Raw genomic sequence first — 19,775 nt, forward strand, 5'->3', positions numbered from 1 at the left:
CACCGGGTCGGGCGGCCGTGCACCCGCCCTGCCCCGCCACTCCCAGCTGCCGGAGACCCTCGCCCTGTTCAGTAGGCCAGGATTCGGTCGCTGAAGCGCTTGAGCGCGAAGGGCGACTTGAACTTCGGGAAGGCGACCGTGTTCACGTCGCCGTCGGAGGTGTAGCGCTCGTCCGGGTGGGCCTGCAGCCAGTCGAGCCAGGCGGTCGAGCAGAACTTCGCGCAGTCACCGGTCTTGTCCATCGAGCGGATCCTCGGGATGCCCTGCGGGTCGAACTTCTTGCTGAAGGGCGACTCCGCGGGCGTGTACCCGGCCAGGAACACCCCGCCGTAGTCGTAGGAGACGCCTCCCGAGGTCCCCTTGAGCCCCCACGACTTGGTGCTCGGCTGGTTGCCGTACGGCAGGGCGAGCGTGACGGGCTTCGAGGGGATCAGGTCGGTGATGAGCTTGTGACCGGCGGCGATCTCGGCGGTGACCTGGTCCTCTGGCCTGCCCCGCAGGTTCTTGTGGTCCCGGGTGTGGTTGCCGATGTCGAATCCCTTGTCGTGCAGCCACGTCAGCATCTCGGTGCCCTCCTCGGGCGTCGCCTTGCCGAACATGTCGCGTGTCACGTACATGGTGGCGACCGGCCGGAAGCCCGGGTTCCGCTTGGCGACGTCCTCAAGGATGGCCACGGCCGTCCCGGGCTTGGGGACGCCCATCCCGTCCAGCGAGAGCTGGGAGGGAGAGGAGTCGTCGAAGGTGAGCACGACCGGGTGCTTGCCGGCCGGGATGTCCATGCGCCCGGTGACGTACTCGGCGGCCGTCACCGGGACGTAGCCCTCCTTGGCCAGCCGTTCCAGCTCGGTGCGGAACTGCTTCGGGGTGCGGTCGTCCTGGGTGCCGGGCTTGTCCACCACCCGGTGGTACATCAGGACGGGGATCTGCCCCAGCTCGTTGGCGCGGACCTGGGCCGCCGTCACCGCCCTGGACTTGAGCTGGGCCGCCTTCCTCGCCGCGACCGCGGACGCCGAGGCCTTCGCCGCCGCGGCGATCGCCGCGGGGTCCTTCTCCGCCTCGTTCTGTCCCGAGCACCCGGCGAGCGCGGCTCCCGTCGCCGCGGCCACCACAACGACGCCGATCACCCTGAGACGGCCCATCGAATCCCCCTCGCGCGCAGACGATGGCCAGGTGATCCCCCTGGGAGTCGCGTGCCGATCTCCACGCGAGGCAAAGCTTCGGAGAGGGCTTATCGGGCGGGGACGGTGTCCAGGCACATCCGCAGGCGTACCAGCGAGCGGCCGTCGTTGCGCCGGATGGTGAACTCGTCGCAGAGCTGGCTCATCAGCCACAGGCCGAAGCCCCGCACGGCGTCGGCGGGACGCCGGGGCGGGACGTCATGCCTGCCGAGCGCGCCCACGGTGTCGGTGATGTCGACGGTGATGGAGTCCGCGTCGTGCCGTACGGTCACCGTGCCCTCGCCGCCGCCGTGTTCGAGCACGTTGATCACGGCCTCGTTGACGGCGATCAGCAGGTCGTCGAGGCGGTCGTCGCGCAGGCCCGCCAGGGACGCCCTGCGCAGGAGGAAGTCCCGCAGCGCACCGAGATCCTCATCGATCGGCCACTGCTGTTCCTGGTCGCCGGTCACGCCTTCCCCCTCGACCTCGCCCCGTCCGGTGGTCGTTAGACATCTGCCCGGTCCCCGCCGACTTACGTCCTACAGCGGGGTCTGGCTCGTCAGGATCTCCACCGCCCGCGTGACGGTCGGCTGGACGCCGAAGGCCTCGGCGAGGCCGGTCAGGTGGAAGAGCCGTTTCAGCCGCTGGTGCGGGTTGGCCAGCGCGATCCGGCGCCCACGGGCCTGGACGAGCTCGCGCACGCCGAGGAGGACCTGAAGGCCGGACGAGTCGCAGAAGATCAGCTCCGTCAGGTCGACGACCAGGTCACGCGGCTCGGGGCCGACGGCCTCGTGCAGGTCGTGCCGCAGCCGTTCGGCGTTGGTGTAGTCGAGCTCCCCACCCAGGGCGAGAAGGAGAATCCCCTCGGGTGCGTCGCCGGGGACGACGGTTACGCGGACGACCGTGGTCACGGGGCCACCTTTGCGGGCTGTCGGATCAGAAGGCGTCACACGACCGACGCCGTGACCGTCCAGTTTACCGTTGACCGGAAATCCTGTTGGGTGCCTTTTACCAGGCCGCCACGGCTCCGGGATTCGCGGGGAATGAATCCCTCCCGGCGGAGGCTGATCGGTAGGCCGCCGTCCGGCGGCCCGACGAAGGAGGACTTCTCGTGCACGTCGACGTCAAGCTCTCACCCGAAGGCGACCTCTACGAGGCGTTGATCGACGGAAGACACGCGGGACAGCTGGAGTTCGTCCGGCGTGACGGCGTCATCGTCTACACCCACACCGAGGTGGAGGACGAGTTCGGCGGTAAGGGGGTGGGTGGCTCCCTCGTCCGTACGGCCCTGGACGCCGCCCGCGCCGAGGGCGTCCAGGTGGTGCCGCGCTGTCCGTTCGTCAGGCAGTGGATCGACCGGCACCCCGACTACGCCGACCTCGTCAAGGACGCCTGACCCGCTTTTCGGTAGGATCCTGATGTTTCGGGGGAGATAGCGAGTGGAAAATGCGGGTCTTTCTCCGTCTTCTCACCCTTCTCACCCCGACGGTGATCCTGGCGGCCGTGACGCAGGCCCCTCCGGCATCGGCCGAGGCGGCGTGCAGGCCGGGCAGCGGCATCGACCTGTCCGGCAGGAACCTCACCACGGCCGCCCTGCCCGCCGACCTGACCTGCGCCGACCTGCACGGTGCGACCCTCGACGGCGTACGGCTGCGCGCGCCCCTCACCCGGGCGAATCTCAGGGGCGCCTCCCTCAAGGGGGCCGACCTGTCCACCGTGAGCATGGCGGGTGCCGACCTGCGGGAGGCCGACCTCACCGAGGCGAACCTGCCCGGTGCCGACGCCCGCGGCGCCGACCTGCGTGAGGCGACCCTCGACGACGCCATGTTCGCCTACGCCCACCTGGAGGGAGCCGACCTCCGCGGGGTCCGCATGGTCAGGGCCAAGGCGTACAACGCCCAGTTCGACGGTGCCAAGCTCACCGGGGCCGACCTGCGCGAGGCGAGCGTCTACTACGCGGACCTGCGCCGGGCCGACCTCACCGACGTCAGGGCGGCGGGGGCCAGGTTCTACAACGCGATCCTGATCGACACGGTCTTCCACAGGACCGATCTGACCAAGGCCGAGATGTACTCGACCGCCGCGGACGGGGCCACCTTCCAGGACGCCGACGTCACCGAGGCCAACCTGCGCGACGCCACCGGCCTCGACCTGGCGGGCAGCAAGGGCGTCCCCACCGAACTGCCCGCCCCCGGCGCGAACTGTGAGCCGGGCAGCGGCCAGCGGTACGCGGGCCGGGATCTCACCGGCGTCAGCGACTTCCCCGACGACCTCAGCTGCGCCGACCTGACCGGTGCCCGCCTCGACGGCCTGAACCTGAGTTCCGTACGGCTCGACCGCGCGATCCTGCGCAAGGCGTCGCTGTCCGGGGCCAGGCTCCGCTCCCTCAAGGGGGCCGACCTGCGCCAGGCCCGTCTCATCGGCGCCGACGTCGGCAGCGGTGACCTGACGGGCGCCGACCTCGGCTCCGCCGTACTGGCCACGGCCAACCTCGGCAGCGCCGACCTCAGGGGCGCCTCCTTCAAGGGCGCCGACCTGCGTGACGCCCGTCTCGGCAGCGCCAAGGGCGACCGGGCCGACTTCACCGGGGCCATGATGGAACACGCCGACCTGAGCAGCGGCCAGTACTTCGACGCGGTCTTCAGGAACGCCTCCCTCATCGGCGCCGACCTGTCCTTCACCCACCTCAAGGGCGCGTCCTTCCAGGGGGCGAACGTCACCGACATGGAGACGGCCAACGTCGACGACGCCGACCTCTCCGGCTCGACGAGCAAGATGCCGGTCGGCTGGGTCGTCGTCCTGTGGCTGCTCGGTCTGGCCGCCGCCGCCATCGCCGCCAGGACGGCCCGGGGGGTCGTACGGCGCAGGCGGGCCGCCGTACGGGAACGGGCCCGGTTCGAGGACTCCAGGCGTGCGGCCGAGGAGGAGGTGACCTCGCTGGGCGAGGAGATCGACCTGCTCGACCAGGCGGGCGCCGACGCCGAGGCGGCCGACTGGCACGAGGCCCTCGACGCCTACGACGCCGCGAAGGCGGCGCTGGCGGCGGCGAGGGACGAGGCCGGGCTGAAGGCGGTCAGGGGCATCGTGCACCGGGGACGTGACGCGCTGACCAGGCCCGGGGGCACTGGCCCCAAGAGCGGCGGAAGGCGGGAATGGCTCTGACCTCCTGGTTTTCCTCCCCCGCACCTACCCAAAAACACGCATATTTCCTGATCATGTGGGCTTTGGGGAAGATCGTCCCCGGGTGTGTGCGCAGCCAGAGGTTTCCGGGGGTTATGGTGAAGCGGGAACGGCCATGAGGCCCGACTCGTCGCGTATTGCGGCCGTTTGGATGCGAGCCGTACGGCGTGATGTTTAGAATCACCCGGTTGACGGTGATTAGCCGCTTCGGCTTGTCGCCCAAACCGGATCATGGCCCGATCCCTTGCTAGGCTGCAGGGAAAACGTTGGAACCGGGCGTTGTCTCACCCCGGCAGGTGAGACCGTCAAGAAGTGGGGTCACACCGTGAAGAAGCTGCTCGTTCTCGCGCTCGTCGCGCTTGGGGGACTGCTGATCTGGCGCAAGGTGCAGGCGGACCGCGCCGAGCTCGACCTGTGGACTGAGGCCACGGGAAGCGAGAACTGAACAACGCGGCTACCGATTCGGGTGCTTTCATGGTCCTTGCCCAAGATGGGGGAACGCTCCCCATCAGGCTTGTCTGCCTGGATCTGGCGGGCACCACGATCGGCGATGTCGTCATGGTCGAACGGGCGTTCGCCGAGGCGATCGCCACACAGGGAATCGTGCCCGGGACCGGCGCGTACGCACGTGCCATGGTGCACGTACACCGGTCCCGGGGCCGCTCCACACTGGACGTCTTCCGGGGCATCTTCCCCGACAACGAGGCTCAGGCCCAGGCGGCCAATCTGACCTTCGAGCGCTCCTACGAGGGCGCCATCGGCCGTTCCGGCCTCGTCCCGGCGGCCGGCATCGTCGAGACGCTGGACACACTCCGCGACGGCGACGTCAAGGTGTGCCTGACCACCGGTTTCAGCCGCTCCCTGATCAGCCGCGTACTGGCCGACCTGAGCTGGTCCGACCGGTTCGACCTCGTGCTCTGCACCGAGGACGTCGGCCGTGGCCGCCCGATGCCCGACATGGTGCTCAGCGCGCTTCTGCGTCTTCGCGTCCAGGACGTCCGCCAGGTCGCGGTGGCCGGAGACTCGGAGAACGACATGCTCTGCGGACGGCGCGCCGGAGCCTCGGTCGTCGCCGGGATCATGACCGGGGCCCACAGCAGGGAACGCCTCCTCAAGGGCGGCGCCACCCACATCCTGGACTCCGTCAGGGACCTGCCCTCCCTGGTCCTGACCGACCGCCCCGCCGAGACCCCCGTGGGCGCCGCCGCTCTCTGACCCTTCTCCGGGTGACCATGCGTCAAGTGGCGTCGGAGGGCGTCCAGTTGCTACCGTGTACGCCTGAAGCAGGTCGCGAGCGCACTTCCACATGCCGTCGGCGACCTGACCTCGGGGCCTTAGCTCAGTTGGCAGAGCGCCTGCTTTGCAAGCAGGATGTCAGGAGTTCGAATCTCCTAGGCTCCACACCTACTTTTGCGCATTCGTCCAGCTCAAACGACTCGCCCTCTCCGAGAGAAATGATCTCCGCCATCTGTGCGGCGAGGATTGGGGAGATCGTCCACGGCGAGGTCCTTCATGTGGGCCCTGGGCTCGACGGACGAATTCGGTGCTCGCCGTACAGGGCTGGGCTCTTCGTTCTCAGAGGCCGCGTGGATGGGCACCCCGGCAGGACCCCGAATCGCCGACCATGATCGCACCCTTATCCGTACGGCCTCCTACAGCCCCGGGTGGAAGCCCGGAGAGCCCAGCTGCTCGAACCAGCTCGGTGGCTCGGGCACGGTGAACGCTTTGGTCATCGCGTCCAGCCAGGCGGCGAACGTGGGGAAGTCCGGGGTGGAGTTGGCCGGGTCCTCCCAGTCTCCGCCCTCAACGTAGCGGGCACGCCCTTCCTGATCGTCGTAGTGGTGGTGGTAGACCGGGTACTCGCCGTCCGCGTCCGGCCGGGTGACATCGAAGCACCAGACCGCCTCGTTGTCCGCGTCGGCGAGGGCGAAGCCGACCAGGTGGTTGGTGGACAGCCACCGGCCGTCGCCGCGGTCCACATGCTCGGGCATGTGCACGAGATCGGAGTTCAGCTCAACGATGGCATCGTCACCGACGACGACGAACTCGATGTACCGGTCGGATGAGACGTCCCAGCGCCTACAGGAAAAGGTGTTGTGCTTGGCGAGGAAAGCCCGGTAGCTGGGCGGAGCCGTCCAGTCGATGGTTCCGAAATGGGGTTTCAGCCCTGTCTCGCGGTCGCGGACGGCTCCGGCGGAGGCGGGCTCCGACGCCGTGATGATGACCGTTCCGGATTCGGCGGCGCGGTGCAGGATCGCCAGACTCTCGTCTATCGACATCGTGGTCCTTGATCGGGTGTTCGTACGGGGTCCGATAACAGCTTCTGTTCGCATGAATCCGTGTGGCCTCAAGGGATGTTCATCCTCATGAGGTTGCTCCCGGTTATGTGAAAACGGCAAGGTCTCCGGCCGTGCGACTCTTCGACGGTGTGTCGGCGTTCAACTCGCAGAGTCGGGGCCACACCGCCGTACGCACCAGGACCACAAGACGCGTCTCGCGTGACGATATACCCTCACTCCGCACCTACGGCGCATATGACGAGGAGCGACTTTGTCACCCGACGAAGCAGTCGAGGCCCCTTTGTCCGGGGTCTCCAGTGGAGAGATCTATCTCTGGTTCGGCTACGAGGCCGTCCGCACGGTGGTCATCCTGGGCGTCCTGCTGCTTTCCGCCCTCCTGGTCGCCGCCGTGGTCGTTGCTGTTCTTTACCACCTGCCGCGCCGCCTTCCGGGCCTCCGCCGGAGGCCTCGGCTCCGTGATGACCGTCAATCGCAAGGGCTGACTTCCTGGTGGTTGGTGTAGAGGCCTGATCGTCCCGGCTCCTGCGGTTCAAGGTCGTCTGCGACCGTCGGCATCCAACGGGTCGAGGAACGTCTACCGGTTGCTACACACGCGAAGACGTCCTTGATCCTCCGTCCCCGGCTGTTGCCCTCCGGGGGCGAGGCAGACAGGACGATCAGTACGAAGCCCCCAGCAGGGACCGCCCACGCGAGGACGTCGACCACCGTTCACGGACCTGCCGGAAGATCGCCGCTCAATCGTCGGAGGGATGCGATCACATTTCCTTCGGTTGTCACTCTAGTCCGGAAATTCAGGTGTGATACGTCACGGGAATCGGTAGCGTTGCATGCAGTTCATCGGGCCTGGAGACGGTGCGGGTCGAAGGACATCGGTTATCTCTTCAAATCAGATGCCGCCGGTGTCCGCCCTCATATCCGTGCCTTCTCTCGGCCCGATGAGCTGGTCAGGTCTGGTGCCGGCACGGGTCGAAGCTCGTCGGTTATCCACTGTTAATGGGGCGGTTGCGGGTTCGAGTCCCGTCGTGGGCTTCGGCTCATGTAGCTCAAGCGGTAGAGCGCCAAAAAGGCCGGTGGGCGTCCCCATATCCGTGACGGCTCCAGACCTGATCGTTCATCGGTCTGCCGGTGGCGTGGGTCGAATCTCGATCGGTTATCGCTCTGTAAAAGCGGAGACCCGGGTTCGAATCCCGGCGCCGCCTTCTGGTGGTGTGGTGCAGCGGCCCAGCACGTTCAACGGCCGGTCGGTCTCTCCACATCCGCGTCGCCGGAAGGGCTGATGAACGGGGAGAGCGGGTCGAATCCAGTCGGTTATCACATGGTGAATGCAGGTTCGAGTCCTGTCGGGTCAGCTCGCCTGATCCATCGCCCAGCTTGGTAGGGCACAGCCGGTCGGAGATCCCACATCCGCTCTCCCTTTTCGCGTATCCGCCTCTGGGCGGGTCGAACGGAAGGAAACGCCCATGGCTCCCCGTGATCCCCTCGCCGCGGTGTCGACGGTCGCGACCCCGCAGTCTCAGCCGATCCCCGGCCGCAGCGACCAGGTGCCCAACGCCGCGGGTGGCTACGTGTTCGCCAAGGATCTGTGGACCCGCCTGGAGGACTTCCTCATCCTCGGCACGACGGGCGGCACCTACTACGTGGGTGAGGACAAGCTGACGGCGGAGAACGCCGGCGTGCTGTTCCAGGCGATCGCCGAGGACGGACCGCGCGTCGTGCGGCTGCTCACGGACATTTCAACGGCTCGCCCGCCGCGCGCTCCGAAGCCGCGGCCGGCGCTGTTCGCGCTCGCCGCCTGCTACGCCCGGGGGGACGCCGACACGCGCCGGGCGGCGAAGTCGGCACTTCCGAAGGTCGCCCGGACGACGGACCACCTGGCGCAGTTCTTCGGCTACTACAAGAACCTTGGCGGGAAGCCGACCTCACGCGGTACGGCGCCGCGGGTGGGCCGGTCGCTTCGGACGGCGCTCGGCTCCTGGTTCCTGCGGGGCGACCCGGACCACGTGGCGTTCAAGGCGGTGAAGGCGCGGCAGCGTAAGACGCCGCAGGGAGAGGCGTTCGACCTGCGGGACGTGCTGCGGATCGCCCACCCTGCCGCTGACTCCGAGCAGCGGAAGGCCTTGTTCGGGTGGATCGCCGGAAACGTCACCGATGACGAGGCGCGTGACGAGCTTCCGGCGGTCGACCGGTTCCTCACCGCGAAGGCCGTCACCACGGTCGACCAGGCTGTTCGGGTCGTGACGGAGGCGCGGGTGCCGTGGGAGTTCCTCCCCGACGCGATGCTGCGCGAGCCCGCCGTGTGGGAGGCGCTCATCGACACCGTCGGCATGACCGCCCTCATCCGCAACCTGGCCCGCATGACCCGGATCGGCGCGCTCAAGCCCCTCGGCGACGTCACCGGCCGGGCGGTCGCCAGGCTCACCGATCGTGACGCGATCCTCAAGGCGCGCATCCACCCGATGGACGCCTGGCTCGCACTCCGCGTCTACAACTCGGGACAGGCGCGGCCGAACCCGCGCGCCGACCAGCAGACGTGGCAGCCGGTGCCGGCGGTCTCCGACGCGTTGGAGGAGACGTACGAGCTCGCCTTCGGCGCCGTCGCACCCTCAGGGAAGCGACTGCTGGTCGCCGTCGACTCGTCAGGATCGATGAGCTGGGGTGGCGGGGTGCGGGTCGGTGGGTCGCCGGTCGGCTCGCCGTACGAGGTCGGTTGCGCCATGGCTGTCATGCTCGCCCGCATCGAGCGTGGTGACGTTCACGTCATCGACGTCGACACCGATGTCCACCCCTCCAAGGTGACGCCGCGCACGAACCTCCGGGAGATCTCCACCTGGAGTCCCTCGGGCGGCGGCACCGACCTGTCGCTCCCGTTCGTCTGGGCGCGGCGTGAGCGGTTCCACGCCGATGGCATCGTGGTCTTCACCGACAACGAGACGTGGGCGGGTCGGGCTCACCCGTCGCAGGCGCTCCGCGCCTACCGAGACAGCGTCAACCCGCGGGCCCGGGTCGTGGTCGCGGCGATGACCGCTGCCGGTTACTCGATCGGTGAGCCGGAGGACGAAGGCGTGTTGAACATGGCGGGTGTGGACGCGTCGCTCCCACTGGTCATCAACGGCTTCGTGCGCGCGTAGCGCCGGACCGGAGCCCCGGCCCACCGATCAAGGAGGGGCCGGGGCTTCCTGTCAGCCCATGTCGCGATCGAGGAGGTCGGCCCATCGCTTCGAGCGCCTGTACCCGTAGTGGCGAGGTCCGGTGTAGCGTGGCGCGGATCCCGCGCCGACGCGGATGGGCACGGATCGCCCGGGAGGAGTACACCTATCCGCCCGCCCAAGACGGGGACGGGTGCGCGGCCGCCCCGGCCCCATCCGCCTTCGCGCAGGCGGACGAGTACCGGTTGAACCTACGCCGGGAAGCGCCGGATCAGGCCGCTCACACAGATGAGGGTTGAAGACAACGCAGCACGGAAGTTCCTGGGTAATACACGATCTTGTCGTTGTGCGTCCTCCGGGAGTTCCTTCGCGACAAGGGCAGCCCGCTAAACGGCACTTCAGAATGAGAAAGGTTCAATTCCTACATGGAATACAGAGCAATCGGGTGCGAATACGCCAAGGCAGAGTGCCCGAGCGGCCTCGGCGCGGTCGGCGTCAATGGTGCCCACGTCTGAGTTGACTCGTTGAGCTGAGGATTGCGTGATCCCAGCTCAACGAACCAACCCTCGCCCGTTACGGGCGACGGGTTTTTCACCTACAGGGCCGGGGCAGCCAGATGAGGACTTCCCGGCCCTGTCAATGCTCTCAGCGCTGGTTCGGACCGTGAGCTCTTCCCGCCTCAAGGAATGTAGGCCGGGTGGAGGACGTGTCAGGAGCCGACATCGTGCGATGAGTTGCTGGCCAATAGGACAATCCTGGACCCAGGAGCGAGATCGGGGAAGGCGAGACAATGAAGAGGATCGTCACCGTACTTACCGCCATGGGCATCGCCGCGTGTGCATTCATGTTCGAAACCGGTATCGCGCTCGCTGCCACAGTGGCGCTCAAAGCGAGCCGGTCGGCCTGACAGCCGGACCGTGCCCCTCAACCTCCACCGGGCTAACGACATATGGCGGTCTCCCACGTTCCAGGCGGCGAAAAACGTTCAGGTCCGCGCATCTCTCCAAGGCTGGGGAATGAACCTATCCATCGAACCGGATCATTGGTACGGCTCCGCCGGAGCCGGTAGTCTCTGCGGCCCTGGGTGTCCGTTAAGGGGTCGTTCCACGTCTGTGGGTGGATTACCGGAGATGCCGAGACGACTGGAAAAGTCTGGATCTACTATAATTAGCTAGGAATTTGTTATGCTTGATCTGGCATTCGTGGACACGAAGGCGAGATTGGCCTGTGCCTGACGGTTCCGATGAGAGGGGCCTGTGTCGGCGGGCATCATATAACCCCAGCTGGGACTCCCTTAGCCTATAGGGTTGGATATGTAATATATGACATTGCAGACCTTGTTCGACGGTGGAACGGGAAATCCGGCCTTGTTGAAGATGGCGGAGAGTTGACGGTAAACGAAGGGGCGTCTTTCTCGCGAGGCGTTGCCTCTGAGGTGAATATTCACGACCCGGGGCCGTCGAGGCCTGGAGAGGCGCGCCTGAGGTGGCTGGACGGGTTGCGCGGCATCGCAGCGTTGGCTGTCGCGATTCACCACGGGACATACGTTTACACTCCACAGTTTCGCGGCGCGCTCCTGGAGTGGTTCAACCCGGGTACGTGGGGGGTGATGATATTTTTCCTGATCAGCGGATACATCATCCCCTCTTCTCTGGAGCGGCATGGCGATGTTCGCCGCTTCTGGGTCAGCAGGATATTTCGTATCTATCCGCTCTGGTGCGTGGCGGTGACGGTCCTTGTCCTTCTTGCCGTCACCGGTGTCAATGAGCTGCGTGGCGAGCTTCGGCCCATCAATCCAGTCGTCGTGGTCGTTTCGCATGCCTCCATGCTTCAGGACATGCTCGCCGTTCCGAACGCGATCAACGTGCTGTGGACCCTCTCGTACGAGATGGCCTTCTATCTCCTGGTGGTCGGTCTGTTCGCCTGGGGTGCGCACAGGAGAACGGCCCCGGTCATATGCGTGCTCGTGGCAGGCGGTGTCCTTCTGACATTTCTGGCAGGCGCGGCGCAGTTGTCGTCGGTGGCCGGAGTCAACACTGTGGCCACCGTCTCGGTCGTGATCCTGGTGGCCGCGATGGGATCCGGCTTCTCCTCGAACGCCGTGGTCGGCCGGCTGGGGGCGACGGCGGGAGCCGCCATGGCGCTGGTCCTTGTCGTGGCGAATGGAAGAATCTCACCCTGGTATGGACTTTCTGTTCTCGCGATGATGTTCAGTGGAACACTGATGTATCGCGCCAGGAAAAAAGAGGTTCCGGTTCGGGTGGCAGCCGTCTTCGGCTCCTTGGTTTTCATCGTCACCGTTGCACAAGGCTGGATGCATCCGAGAGAGGTGGAGGGCGGATCCATCTCGTGGACCGTCTCCATGGTTCTGGTGGCTTTTTTCTTCCTCGGAGGCATGGCGCTTCAGGACAGAAAGATTCCCGCTCCTCTGGTGCGTCTCGGGGAGATCAGCTTCTCGGTCTACCTGCTGCACCCGATGGTTCTGAAGGTGTCGGACGCCCTTGTCGGTCGCTGGCGTATCGACAACTTCATTCCACTTTTCGTGTACCTCCTGCTGCTGATTCCCACTGCTTCGGTTGCTTACCGTCTGGTCGAGTACCCGGCGCAGATGAAGGGAAGACGGATGATCCGGTCGATGCGTTAGGCGTGCGAGTTCGATGTGTTCCACTCGTTCACCGCTTGGCGGCGTCGGCGGAGGCGCCGGCCTCGGCGACCACGGTCAGGTCGTCCTCCAGTCCCGGTAGCGCTACCAGGTCCCCGTCGCCGACGACCGACACCTGCCGCCGCTCGGGGACGGCGCGGCGTGTTCGACGTACTGGTCGGCCTGTGATTTCCGGGGGAACCGTCAGGGCCTCGGGTTCTCTACGGATTCGGCTCCGCCGGCCCGGACCGGATCGCTTCCGCCTCCTGGTCGAGCAGGTCCCTTGCCCTTGTCTCCCAGTCGGCGGTTATCCGGAAACCGTCTCCCTCGAATCGCGGGAAGACGTGCAGGTGGAAGTGGAAGACCTCCTGGAACGCCGCCTCCCCGTCGGCGAGGAAGACGTTCACGCCCTCACACCGCAGACCGGAGCGCCGCAGGGCACGGCCCATCCGGTGACCGATCCGCCACACGTGCGCGCTCGTCTCCTCGTCGAGGTCCTCCAGACCCACGGCGTGGACGCGTGGGACGACGAGAAGGTGGCCGGGGGTCACGGGCCTTATGTCCATGATCACAATCACCCGGTCGTCCGCGTAGGGAACACTCGCCTCGGCCTCGCCGCGGACGATCGCGCAGAACTCACAGTCCGATCCGCCGTCATCTTTCATGGCTCACATGGTGGCGGCGGAGAAGGGCCGTGGCGAATCATTTTCGCTCCGTGGGAACCGGCCGCAACAATGCTTTCTGGTCGCCCTTTAAAAAATGTCGGCCGGTCTGGCTGACGTCCATCCCGCCAAGAGAAAGCAGGGGTTCCGAGAAAGGACTGTTGTGAGATCGTCGAGCAGAATCGGGGGGCTGGCGGCCGCCGGGACCGTACGGCGCGCCAGGTCTCGTCTCCGCCGGGTGGTCACAGCGGTACGGCGAAGGCGGCGACGAGGAGGGCGCAGCCGAGGAGGGCGGCTGCCCATCTCCATCCGGCCGGTACGGAAGATCTGCCGACCAGCGCCAGTACGGCCAGGCCGAGCACCCCGACGATCACCCGGGGCAGGACGGCCCTGCCGGACAGCGCCGCCTGAAGGACGAAGCCGTGCGCCGTCACGAGCATGAGAGAGATCAGCACCCATCCGGGTACGACGTTTCGCTGAACGCCTCCCAGCATGTCGACCAGCCAGGCCACGAGGCTGACGACGATCGAGACGATGGGAAGCGTCAGGAGCGCCTCCAGTCTCGACACGTATCGATCCACCTCGCCGATCGCATTCCAATGGACAGGGACCACCGCGTCGGCCGGTACCTGGTTGAAGGCCCACACCGACAGCGCCGTCGTCAGCAGCGGTCCGCAGGTGAGTAATGCGAGCTTCCACGATATGGAGCGAGAGCCATGTGATTCATCCACGCCGAACCCGCTTCTCCTGGGTTGTTGTGACTTTTCTGTGACGACGAGGAGGATTGTCCGGAAGGCTGGTCATTCCTGGTCGTGGAGACCATCTCAAAAAGGCCGTAGGCCCCGGGTAAAGCATTTCCGGTGATGCGACGGCTCCACGGAGGCCACGGCGCGGCGGCGCCGTCCCGGGCCGCCCGACGGCTTCGTCGTCAGGACCGGCCTGATGCACGGATCGTCGTGACCTCGGCCCTTCGGGCTCAGAAGCGATCCACCACACGATGCGAAGATCAAGGTTGGCGGCCCCGGAGCGGAACCGATCCGATCACCGGCTCCGGACCGGGCCGGAACAGGCTCCGGACCGGCCGGAAAAGCAGAGGTGTTTCCGAGTCCGCCTCGGCCATACTGCTCCGATGCGGCATCTCGCCTACCCCAAGATTCCCACCGCCGACCGGGCCGGGGGAGGAACCGCCGGAGGCCCTTGGGTGGCCACCGAGAAGGTCCACGGGGCCCAGATGGTGATCGCCCATGACGGCGAGGGCATGTCGGTGGGCAAGCGCAAGGCATGGCTGCGTGACGACGAGCCGTTCTTCGGCTGGCAGCTCCTGCGCGGCGCCTTCGCCGGGGCCGTGGAGGCCGCCCTGGCCCGCGGTGGTTCGGCGGTGCGTCTCTACGGCGAGCTGTACGGCGGCCACTACCCTCACCCCGGTGTCCCCCCGGCGCCGGGTGCGTCCCCCGTCCAGACGGGCGTCTGGTACAGCCCCGGGATTCGCTTCGCCCTTTTCGACGTGCTGCGTCACGAGGGGCCGGACGACCCCGGGACCTTCCTGCCCTATGCGGACATCGCCTCGATCGCCGCCGACACCGGTCTCGACGTCGTGCCGCTTCTCGCCAGGGGGAGCCGGGCCGATCTCGACGGTCTGCCCCGCCGTTTCCCCACCCGTGTGCCGCGGATGCTCGGCCTGCCCGAGGTGCCGGACAACACGGCAGAGGGAATCGTCCTGCGACCCGACACCCCCCTGCCTCCCGCACGCCGTCCCGCCCTCAAACTGAAGATCGAGGAGTTCGACGAACGGCGCTTCGACCAGAGTCGTCCCTGGGACCCGCAGGTGATGCTCGCCCCGGAGGAGCTACGCCGGATCGCCCTGGACATGGTCAACGGGCCACGGCTGGCCGGCGCGCGGTCCAAGACGGGGCCGTCCTCCCTCGACGAGCTCCTGGACGAGGTGGTCCTCGACGTCATGGTGGACCTGTCCGACGCCTTTCCCACGACCACGGCGGCCCTCGACGACCGCGCGGAGGCCGAGTTGCAGGCCCACGTCCGCGGGGCCGCCGAGGCTCTGGCCGGGGGCTGAGAGGCCGTCGGCCGGTCCGGGGCGGGGGAGTTCGGAACGGGCCGGCCCGTGGTTCCGTATGGTCGGCGGTTCGACGCGTCCACGTGCCGTTCGGCCTCGGAGAGACACGGATTGCCCTCTGTATCATATACGATCTTCTATGTTATGTTGGCCCGGTGTCCACCACCGACTCGACCACGGCAACCGCGCGCGCGGCGAGGGTCGTCACCGTCACCGGTGACCTCGCGCCGGACGCCCTAGGCGCGGTCATGCCCCACGAACATCTGCTGAGCGACTTCAGCGACGGGACCGAACCGCCGGAACCGCTCACCATGGAACTGCTCGGCGAGGTCAGCCTGGGCCTCCCCAACAGGGACAACCTGCTTCTCGGCGACGAGGCGCTGGCCGTCCGCGAGGCCACCGCGTTCAAGCAGGCCGGGGGCGGCACGCTGGTGGACGTCACCACCCCCGACCTCGGACGCGACCCGGCCGCGCTGCGCCGTATCGCCGAGGCGACCGGCCTGGCCGTCGTCATGGGCGCGGGACGCTACCGTCCCACCGGTTCCGGCGACGCCGTCGGGCTCACCGAGGAGATCGTCAGGGACATCACCGAGGGCGTGGACGGCGTGCGCGCGGGCGTCATCGGCGAACTCGGCGCGCTCGACCCCGGCGAGCCCGCGGGACGCGCGATCCTCGTCGCGGCGGCGCGGGCCTCCGCGGCCACCGGTGCCGCGATCACGCTCGACCGCTCCGCCGACCCCGCGACCCAGCGGCGGGTGCTCGACCTGCTCGCCGAGGAGGGCGCGGACCTCACACGCGTCGTCGTCGGGCACTGCGACCCGCTCTCCCCGCGTCCCGACGAGCTCGAACCGCTCCTCGAACGCGGGGTGTTCGTGCAGTTCGACCAGCTCGGCAGGTTGCCGTCCGTGTTGAGCGTCTCCGACGACCAGGACGTGGCGACGGCCGTGGTCGAACTGGCACGCAGGGGATACGCCGAACGGGTTCTGCTGTCGCAGGACGTCTCGGCCAAGTCGCACCTCCTCGCCTACGGCGGCGGCGGGTACGGCTTCATCCTGCAGCAGCTCGTCCACTACCTGAGGATGGTCGGCGCGGACGACGCCCTCATCGAGACCGTCACCGTGCGCAACCCGAGGCGACTTCTGACCATCACGACCCCGAAGGCAGACTCGTGAGCCGCTACCCCTTCGAGATCCCGAACATCGCGGGCAAGGCGCTGACCGTCACGGGCCCGGTCGACCCGGCGGCGCTCGGGGAGACGCTCATGCACGAGCACGTCTTCGTCGACCTGCGACGCCCGGCGCGCTTCCGCCGTCCCGGCGAGGACTCCCCGGAGGCCGCCGAGCCGCTCACGCTCGCCAACCTCGCCCGCACGCGTCACGGGTTCCCCAACGCCGACAGTGACGCGATGGGCGACTTCGACGAGATGCTGACGGAGGTGCTCGCCTTCGCCAACGTCGGGGGAGGCACGCTGGTCGAGGTCTCGCCGATCGGTGTCGGCCGTGACCCCGAAGGGCTCCTGCGGCTCTCCCGGGAGAGCGGGCTCAACGTCGTCATGGGCGGCGGCTGGTACACCCCGACCTTCCACCCGGAGAACATGGACGAGCTCACCGTCGACGAGCTCACCGACATCATCGTGCGCGACGTCGTGCTCGGGGTCGGCGAGACCGGCGTCCGCTCGGGCGTCATCGGCGAGGTCGGCGCCGACTCCGCGCCGCTGACCGAGAACGAGCTGAAGAGCGTGCGCGCGAGCGGCCGGGCGAGCAGGATCACCGGCGCCCCCATCACCTTCCACGTCGGAGGAGTCGGCGAGGAGAAGATCGCCGTGCTTGACATCCTCGACGAGGAGGGCGTCGCCCCGACGAACGTCGTCATGGGCCACTGCATGGAGGCGGTGACGAACCCCTCGCTCGCCGAGCGTCTCGTCGCCCGCGGCGCCTTCATCGAGCTGGACTTCCTGGCCTCGCCAGGAAGCCCGTGGGGACACCTCTTCCTGACCAGCGACCACAAGGTCGTCCGGGGCGTCGCGGACCTGATCGAACGGGGCTACGCGGACCAGATCGTGCTGGGTCACGACGTGTGCCAGAAGATCCAGCTCAGGAAGTACGGCGGCAAGGGGTACGACTACATCTCGCGCTACTTCCTGCCCGCGCTGCGCGAACTCGGCGTCGGCGACGAGGTCATCCACAAGATCATGGTGGAGAACCCCGCCCGTGCCCTCGCCTTCGCCGAGCCCCGCTGAATCCGGTCTCACCGAACCCGAGCCCGGCTGGGCCCGAGCCTCACCGGACCTGAACCGGCCGGACCGAAGCGGGTCCGGCTCCCGCTGAACCAGGCGGACCCGTCAGTACGGCCCGCGTCCGATGACCGGATGCGGGCCGTACTCGGATAGCGTCGGTACATGCGGCTTCATGTGGGATGCGCGATGTGGACGAACACCTCATGGCAGGGGCGTTTCATCCCCCATCCCCTTCCGCAGAAGGAACGGCTGCACGCCTACGCGAGCCTGTGCAACGCGGTCGAGGGCAACACGACCTTCTACGCCACACCCGCGAGGAACACGGTCGAGCTGTGGGCGCGGCAGACCGACCCCGACTTCCGGTTCGTGCTCAAGCTGCCCAAACCGATCACCCACGAACGCCGGCTGAACGGCGCCGAGGAGGAGCTGGGGGCGTTCCTGGACGCGATCGAGCCCCTCGGCCCACGCGCCCACGCGCTGTGGATCCAGCTTCCCGGCTCGTTCTCCCCGGGTGACCTCGGTGTCCTCGCGGCCTTTCTCAACCGGCTTCCCCGATCCCACCGGTACGCCGTCGAGGTCAGGCACCGCGCGTTCTTCGAGGACGAGCGGTCCGCGCGGCTGCTGGAACAGGTCCTGGCGGGCGCCGGGGCCGAGTGGGTGCCGTTCGACACGGTCGTCCTCTTCCAGACGCCGCCGACGACCGACGCCGAGCGGGAGTCCTGGACGAAGAAGCCGCGCATGCCGCGCCGTACGACCGCCCTCACCGGGAACCCGATCGTCCGCTACATCGGCAGGGACGCCGCCGAAAGCACCGCCGAGGGCTGGCAACCCTGGGTGGACACGGTCGTGACGTGGTTGCGTGAGGGCCGTTCGCCGACCTTCTTCCTGCACACCCCCGACAACGCCGACGCCCCCGCGCTCGCCCGGCGCTTCCACGACGAGGTACGGTCCCACCTGCCCGCCCTGGCCCCGCTGCCGGAGCCCGTACCGGTCGAGCCGCTCACCCTTTTCTGAGGTCACAGAATCGGTTCGGTGCCACTGGTCGAGTGGCTGTTCCAGGCCTGGTGTTCGGCTTCCCTGAGCTTCTCCTCCGCGGTCTGCTCGACCCGGGCCATGGCGATCCGCAGGATCGGCGGAGCCATCAGCGAGGTCACGATCGCCACGAGGATCACGATGGTGTAGGCCTCGACGCCGAGGATGCCCAGCCGCAGGCCGACCATGGCGACCACCACCTCGATCACGCCGCGGGCGTTGAGCCCGGCGCCGAGTGCGAGCGCCTCCCACCTGTTGAGCCTGCTCAGCCGCGCCCCGGCGTAGGCGCCGAGGAACTTGCCGACGATCGCGATGGTCAGTACGGCCAGGCCGCTGAGCAGTACCTCAGGCCTGGCCAGCGCGGTCAGGTCCATTCTGAGGCCCGCGGTGGCGAAGAAGATCGGCGCGAATCCGGAGAGCACGACCGTGCGCAGCGGGGCGAGCCTGGCCGGTTCGACCTTGCCCGCGCTACCGATGAGCATGCCGCAGACGAACGCGCCGATGACGGCTTCGAGCCCGAGCGCGTGGGTACCGGCCGAGGCGAGCAGGATGAGCACGGCCGCGGTGGCGACGGCCGGTCCCGCCTCCTCCGACCTGGCGGTGAGCTGGAAGGCGCGCCTGACCAGGGGGCGGCCGATCGTCAGCGCGAACACCACGATGACGGTCAGGTAGGCGAGCGAGGTCAGCACGGTTCCCGTCGAGGCCGCGTTGACGGCCATCGCGCTGACGATCGACAGCATGAACCAGCCGAAGGCGTCGTCGATCATCCCGGCGGTCAGGGTGAGCTGCCCGATGTTGCGGTGCAGCAGCTTCATGTCCATGAGCGTCTTGGCGATGACCGGGATCGCGCTGACGCACATCGCCACACCGAGGAACAGCGCGAAGACCGTGATGTCCGTGCCCTCGGGCACCAGCGTCCTGGGCAGCAGGAACCCGGCGCCGATGCCGAGGCCGAGGGGGACGACGAGCCCGCCGACGCTGACTCCTGCGGCCGTGACGCCACGGCGGCGGACCAGCTTCATGTCCATGTGGATGCCGGTGAGGCCGACCAGCAGCAGCACGCCGATCTGGCCGACGGCGTCGAGCAGGTGGAACTGCTCGGGATCGGCGGGGAACAGCCAGGTCTGCAGGCCGGGCGCGACGTGCGCCAGGAAGGAGGGGCCGAGGACCACGCCGACGAACAGTTCGCCGACGACGGCGGGCATCCCGAACCGGGTGGCCAGCCGTCCGAGAACCAGCGCCAGCAGGAGTAACAGGCTGACCTGGAGCAGGAAGACGAGCAGATTGTGCGCGGCGATGGGTGCTATGGGAGCACCTAAGGCAGAAGGCATCATTACCCCTAGAAAGAGT

18 protein-coding genes and 3 tRNA genes are annotated in these 19,775 nt (G+C 67.7%); 13 read left to right on the forward strand and 8 right to left on the reverse strand.

Annotated features, from left to right (window positions below; translation table 11 throughout):
- Positions 1-68: 68 nt before the first annotated feature.
- From ACFYY8_RS26435 to ACFYY8_RS26445, 3 genes are all read right to left on the reverse strand, one after another.
- Entirely contained in the window at positions 69-1,139 is a 1,071-nt protein-coding gene (locus ACFYY8_RS26435) for a polysaccharide deacetylase family protein (RefSeq protein ID WP_390045327.1), read from the reverse strand.
- An 89-nt stretch (positions 1,140-1,228) separates the two neighbouring features.
- Positions 1,229-1,627 (reverse strand): ATP-binding protein, encoded by a 399-nt coding sequence (locus ACFYY8_RS26440; RefSeq protein ID WP_390045329.1) that lies wholly within the window; start codon positions 1,625-1,627, stop codon positions 1,229-1,231.
- Between the two features lie 69 nt (positions 1,628-1,696).
- A complete protein-coding gene (locus ACFYY8_RS26445; protein ID WP_390045331.1) occupies positions 1,697-2,068 on the reverse strand; it encodes an STAS domain-containing protein in 372 nt (123 codons plus the stop codon).
- 200 nt (positions 2,069-2,268) lie between these two features.
- On the opposite strand from ACFYY8_RS26445, the gene ACFYY8_RS26450 reads away from it, so the two are divergent.
- The 5 genes from ACFYY8_RS26450 (at position 2,269) to ACFYY8_RS26470 (ending at position 5,738) form a co-directional block, all read left to right on the forward strand.
- Entirely contained in the window at positions 2,269-2,553 is a 285-nt protein-coding gene (locus ACFYY8_RS26450; RefSeq protein ID WP_352013554.1) for a GNAT family N-acetyltransferase, read from the forward strand.
- A gap of 50 nt (positions 2,554-2,603) precedes the next feature.
- Positions 2,604-4,319, forward strand: coding sequence for a pentapeptide repeat-containing protein (locus ACFYY8_RS26455; protein ID WP_390045334.1), 1,716 nt, complete (start codon positions 2,604-2,606; stop codon positions 4,317-4,319).
- 343 nt (positions 4,320-4,662) lie between these two features.
- The gene (locus ACFYY8_RS26460) at positions 4,663-4,782 is read left to right on the forward strand and encodes a DLW-39 family protein (protein ID WP_013130296.1); all 120 of its coding nucleotides are present in this window, start codon (positions 4,663-4,665) and stop codon (positions 4,780-4,782) included.
- Positions 4,783-4,811: 29 nt separating this feature from the next.
- Positions 4,812-5,552, forward strand: a complete 741-nt coding sequence (locus tag ACFYY8_RS26465) for an HAD-IA family hydrolase (protein ID WP_390045336.1) — start codon at positions 4,812-4,814, stop codon at positions 5,550-5,552.
- Between the two features lie 113 nt (positions 5,553-5,665).
- Positions 5,666-5,738, forward strand: a tRNA-Ala gene (locus ACFYY8_RS26470).
- A gap of 251 nt (positions 5,739-5,989) precedes the next feature.
- Here ACFYY8_RS26470 and ACFYY8_RS26475 read toward each other — a convergent pair.
- Both ACFYY8_RS26475 and ACFYY8_RS26480 read right to left on the reverse strand, forming a co-directional pair.
- Positions 5,990-6,616 (reverse strand): hypothetical protein, encoded by a 627-nt coding sequence (locus ACFYY8_RS26475; RefSeq protein WP_390045338.1) that lies wholly within the window; start codon positions 6,614-6,616, stop codon positions 5,990-5,992.
- A gap of 274 nt (positions 6,617-6,890) precedes the next feature.
- Entirely contained in the window at positions 6,891-7,106 is a 216-nt protein-coding gene (locus ACFYY8_RS26480) for a hypothetical protein (RefSeq protein ID WP_390045340.1), read from the reverse strand.
- Positions 7,107-7,761: 655 nt separating this feature from the next.
- Between ACFYY8_RS26480 and ACFYY8_RS26485 the strand changes: the two genes are divergently transcribed.
- The 4 genes from ACFYY8_RS26485 (at position 7,762) to ACFYY8_RS26500 (ending at position 12,427) form a co-directional block, all read left to right on the forward strand.
- A tRNA-OTHER gene (locus ACFYY8_RS26485) sits at positions 7,762-7,836 on the forward strand.
- Positions 7,837-7,914: 78 nt separating this feature from the next.
- Positions 7,915-7,986, forward strand: a tRNA-Asp gene (locus tag ACFYY8_RS26490).
- Between the two features lie 111 nt (positions 7,987-8,097).
- Positions 8,098-9,765 carry a TROVE domain-containing protein gene (locus tag ACFYY8_RS26495; RefSeq protein WP_390045342.1) on the forward strand — a complete coding sequence of 556 codons (1,668 nt, stop codon included), beginning with the start codon at positions 8,098-8,100 and terminating at the stop codon, positions 9,763-9,765.
- A 1,261-nt stretch (positions 9,766-11,026) separates the two neighbouring features.
- On the forward strand, positions 11,027-12,427 hold the full coding sequence (locus ACFYY8_RS26500; RefSeq protein WP_390045344.1) for an acyltransferase family protein: 1,401 nt from the start codon (positions 11,027-11,029) through the stop codon (positions 12,425-12,427).
- 218 nt (positions 12,428-12,645) lie between these two features.
- Here the strand turns inward: ACFYY8_RS26500 and ACFYY8_RS26505 are convergent, their stop codons facing one another.
- Together ACFYY8_RS26505 and ACFYY8_RS26510 are read right to left on the reverse strand one after the other, a co-directional pair.
- Positions 12,646-13,089 carry an HIT family protein gene (locus ACFYY8_RS26505; RefSeq protein ID WP_390045346.1) on the reverse strand — a complete coding sequence of 148 codons (444 nt, stop codon included), beginning with the start codon at positions 13,087-13,089 and terminating at the stop codon, positions 12,646-12,648.
- A gap of 239 nt (positions 13,090-13,328) precedes the next feature.
- A complete protein-coding gene (locus ACFYY8_RS26510) occupies positions 13,329-13,817 on the reverse strand; it encodes a DUF1648 domain-containing protein (RefSeq protein ID WP_390045348.1) in 489 nt (162 codons plus the stop codon).
- 398 nt (positions 13,818-14,215) lie between these two features.
- Here ACFYY8_RS26510 and ACFYY8_RS26515 point away from each other — a divergent pair, with 398 nt between their 5' ends.
- The 4 genes from ACFYY8_RS26515 to ACFYY8_RS26530 all read left to right on the forward strand — a co-directional run bounded on the left by ACFYY8_RS26515 (position 14,216) and on the right by ACFYY8_RS26530 (position 18,407).
- Positions 14,216-15,157 carry an RNA ligase family protein gene (locus tag ACFYY8_RS26515; RefSeq protein ID WP_390045350.1) on the forward strand — a complete coding sequence of 314 codons (942 nt, stop codon included), beginning with the start codon at positions 14,216-14,218 and terminating at the stop codon, positions 15,155-15,157.
- A gap of 155 nt (positions 15,158-15,312) precedes the next feature.
- Positions 15,313-16,329, forward strand: coding sequence for a phosphotriesterase (locus ACFYY8_RS26520; protein ID WP_390045352.1), 1,017 nt, complete (start codon positions 15,313-15,315; stop codon positions 16,327-16,329).
- Complete coding sequence (locus ACFYY8_RS26525; protein WP_390045354.1) at positions 16,326-17,396, forward strand: phosphotriesterase; 1,071 nt, start codon at positions 16,326-16,328, stop codon at positions 17,394-17,396. Before ACFYY8_RS26520 ends, ACFYY8_RS26525 begins: the two co-directional genes overlap by 4 nt.
- Positions 17,397-17,555: 159 nt before the next feature.
- Positions 17,556-18,407, forward strand: a complete 852-nt coding sequence (locus ACFYY8_RS26530; RefSeq protein WP_390045356.1) for a DUF72 domain-containing protein — start codon at positions 17,556-17,558, stop codon at positions 18,405-18,407.
- A 2-nt stretch (positions 18,408-18,409) separates the two neighbouring features.
- Here the strand turns inward: ACFYY8_RS26530 and ACFYY8_RS26535 are convergent, their stop codons facing one another.
- Entirely contained in the window at positions 18,410-19,759 is a 1,350-nt protein-coding gene (locus ACFYY8_RS26535) for a cation:proton antiporter (RefSeq protein ID WP_390045358.1), read from the reverse strand.
- Positions 19,760-19,775 lie beyond the last annotated feature (16 nt).

This window comes from Streptosporangium sp. NPDC001559, from assembly GCF_042893955.1.
GTDB lineage: Bacteria > Actinomycetota > Actinomycetes > Streptosporangiales > Streptosporangiaceae > Streptosporangium.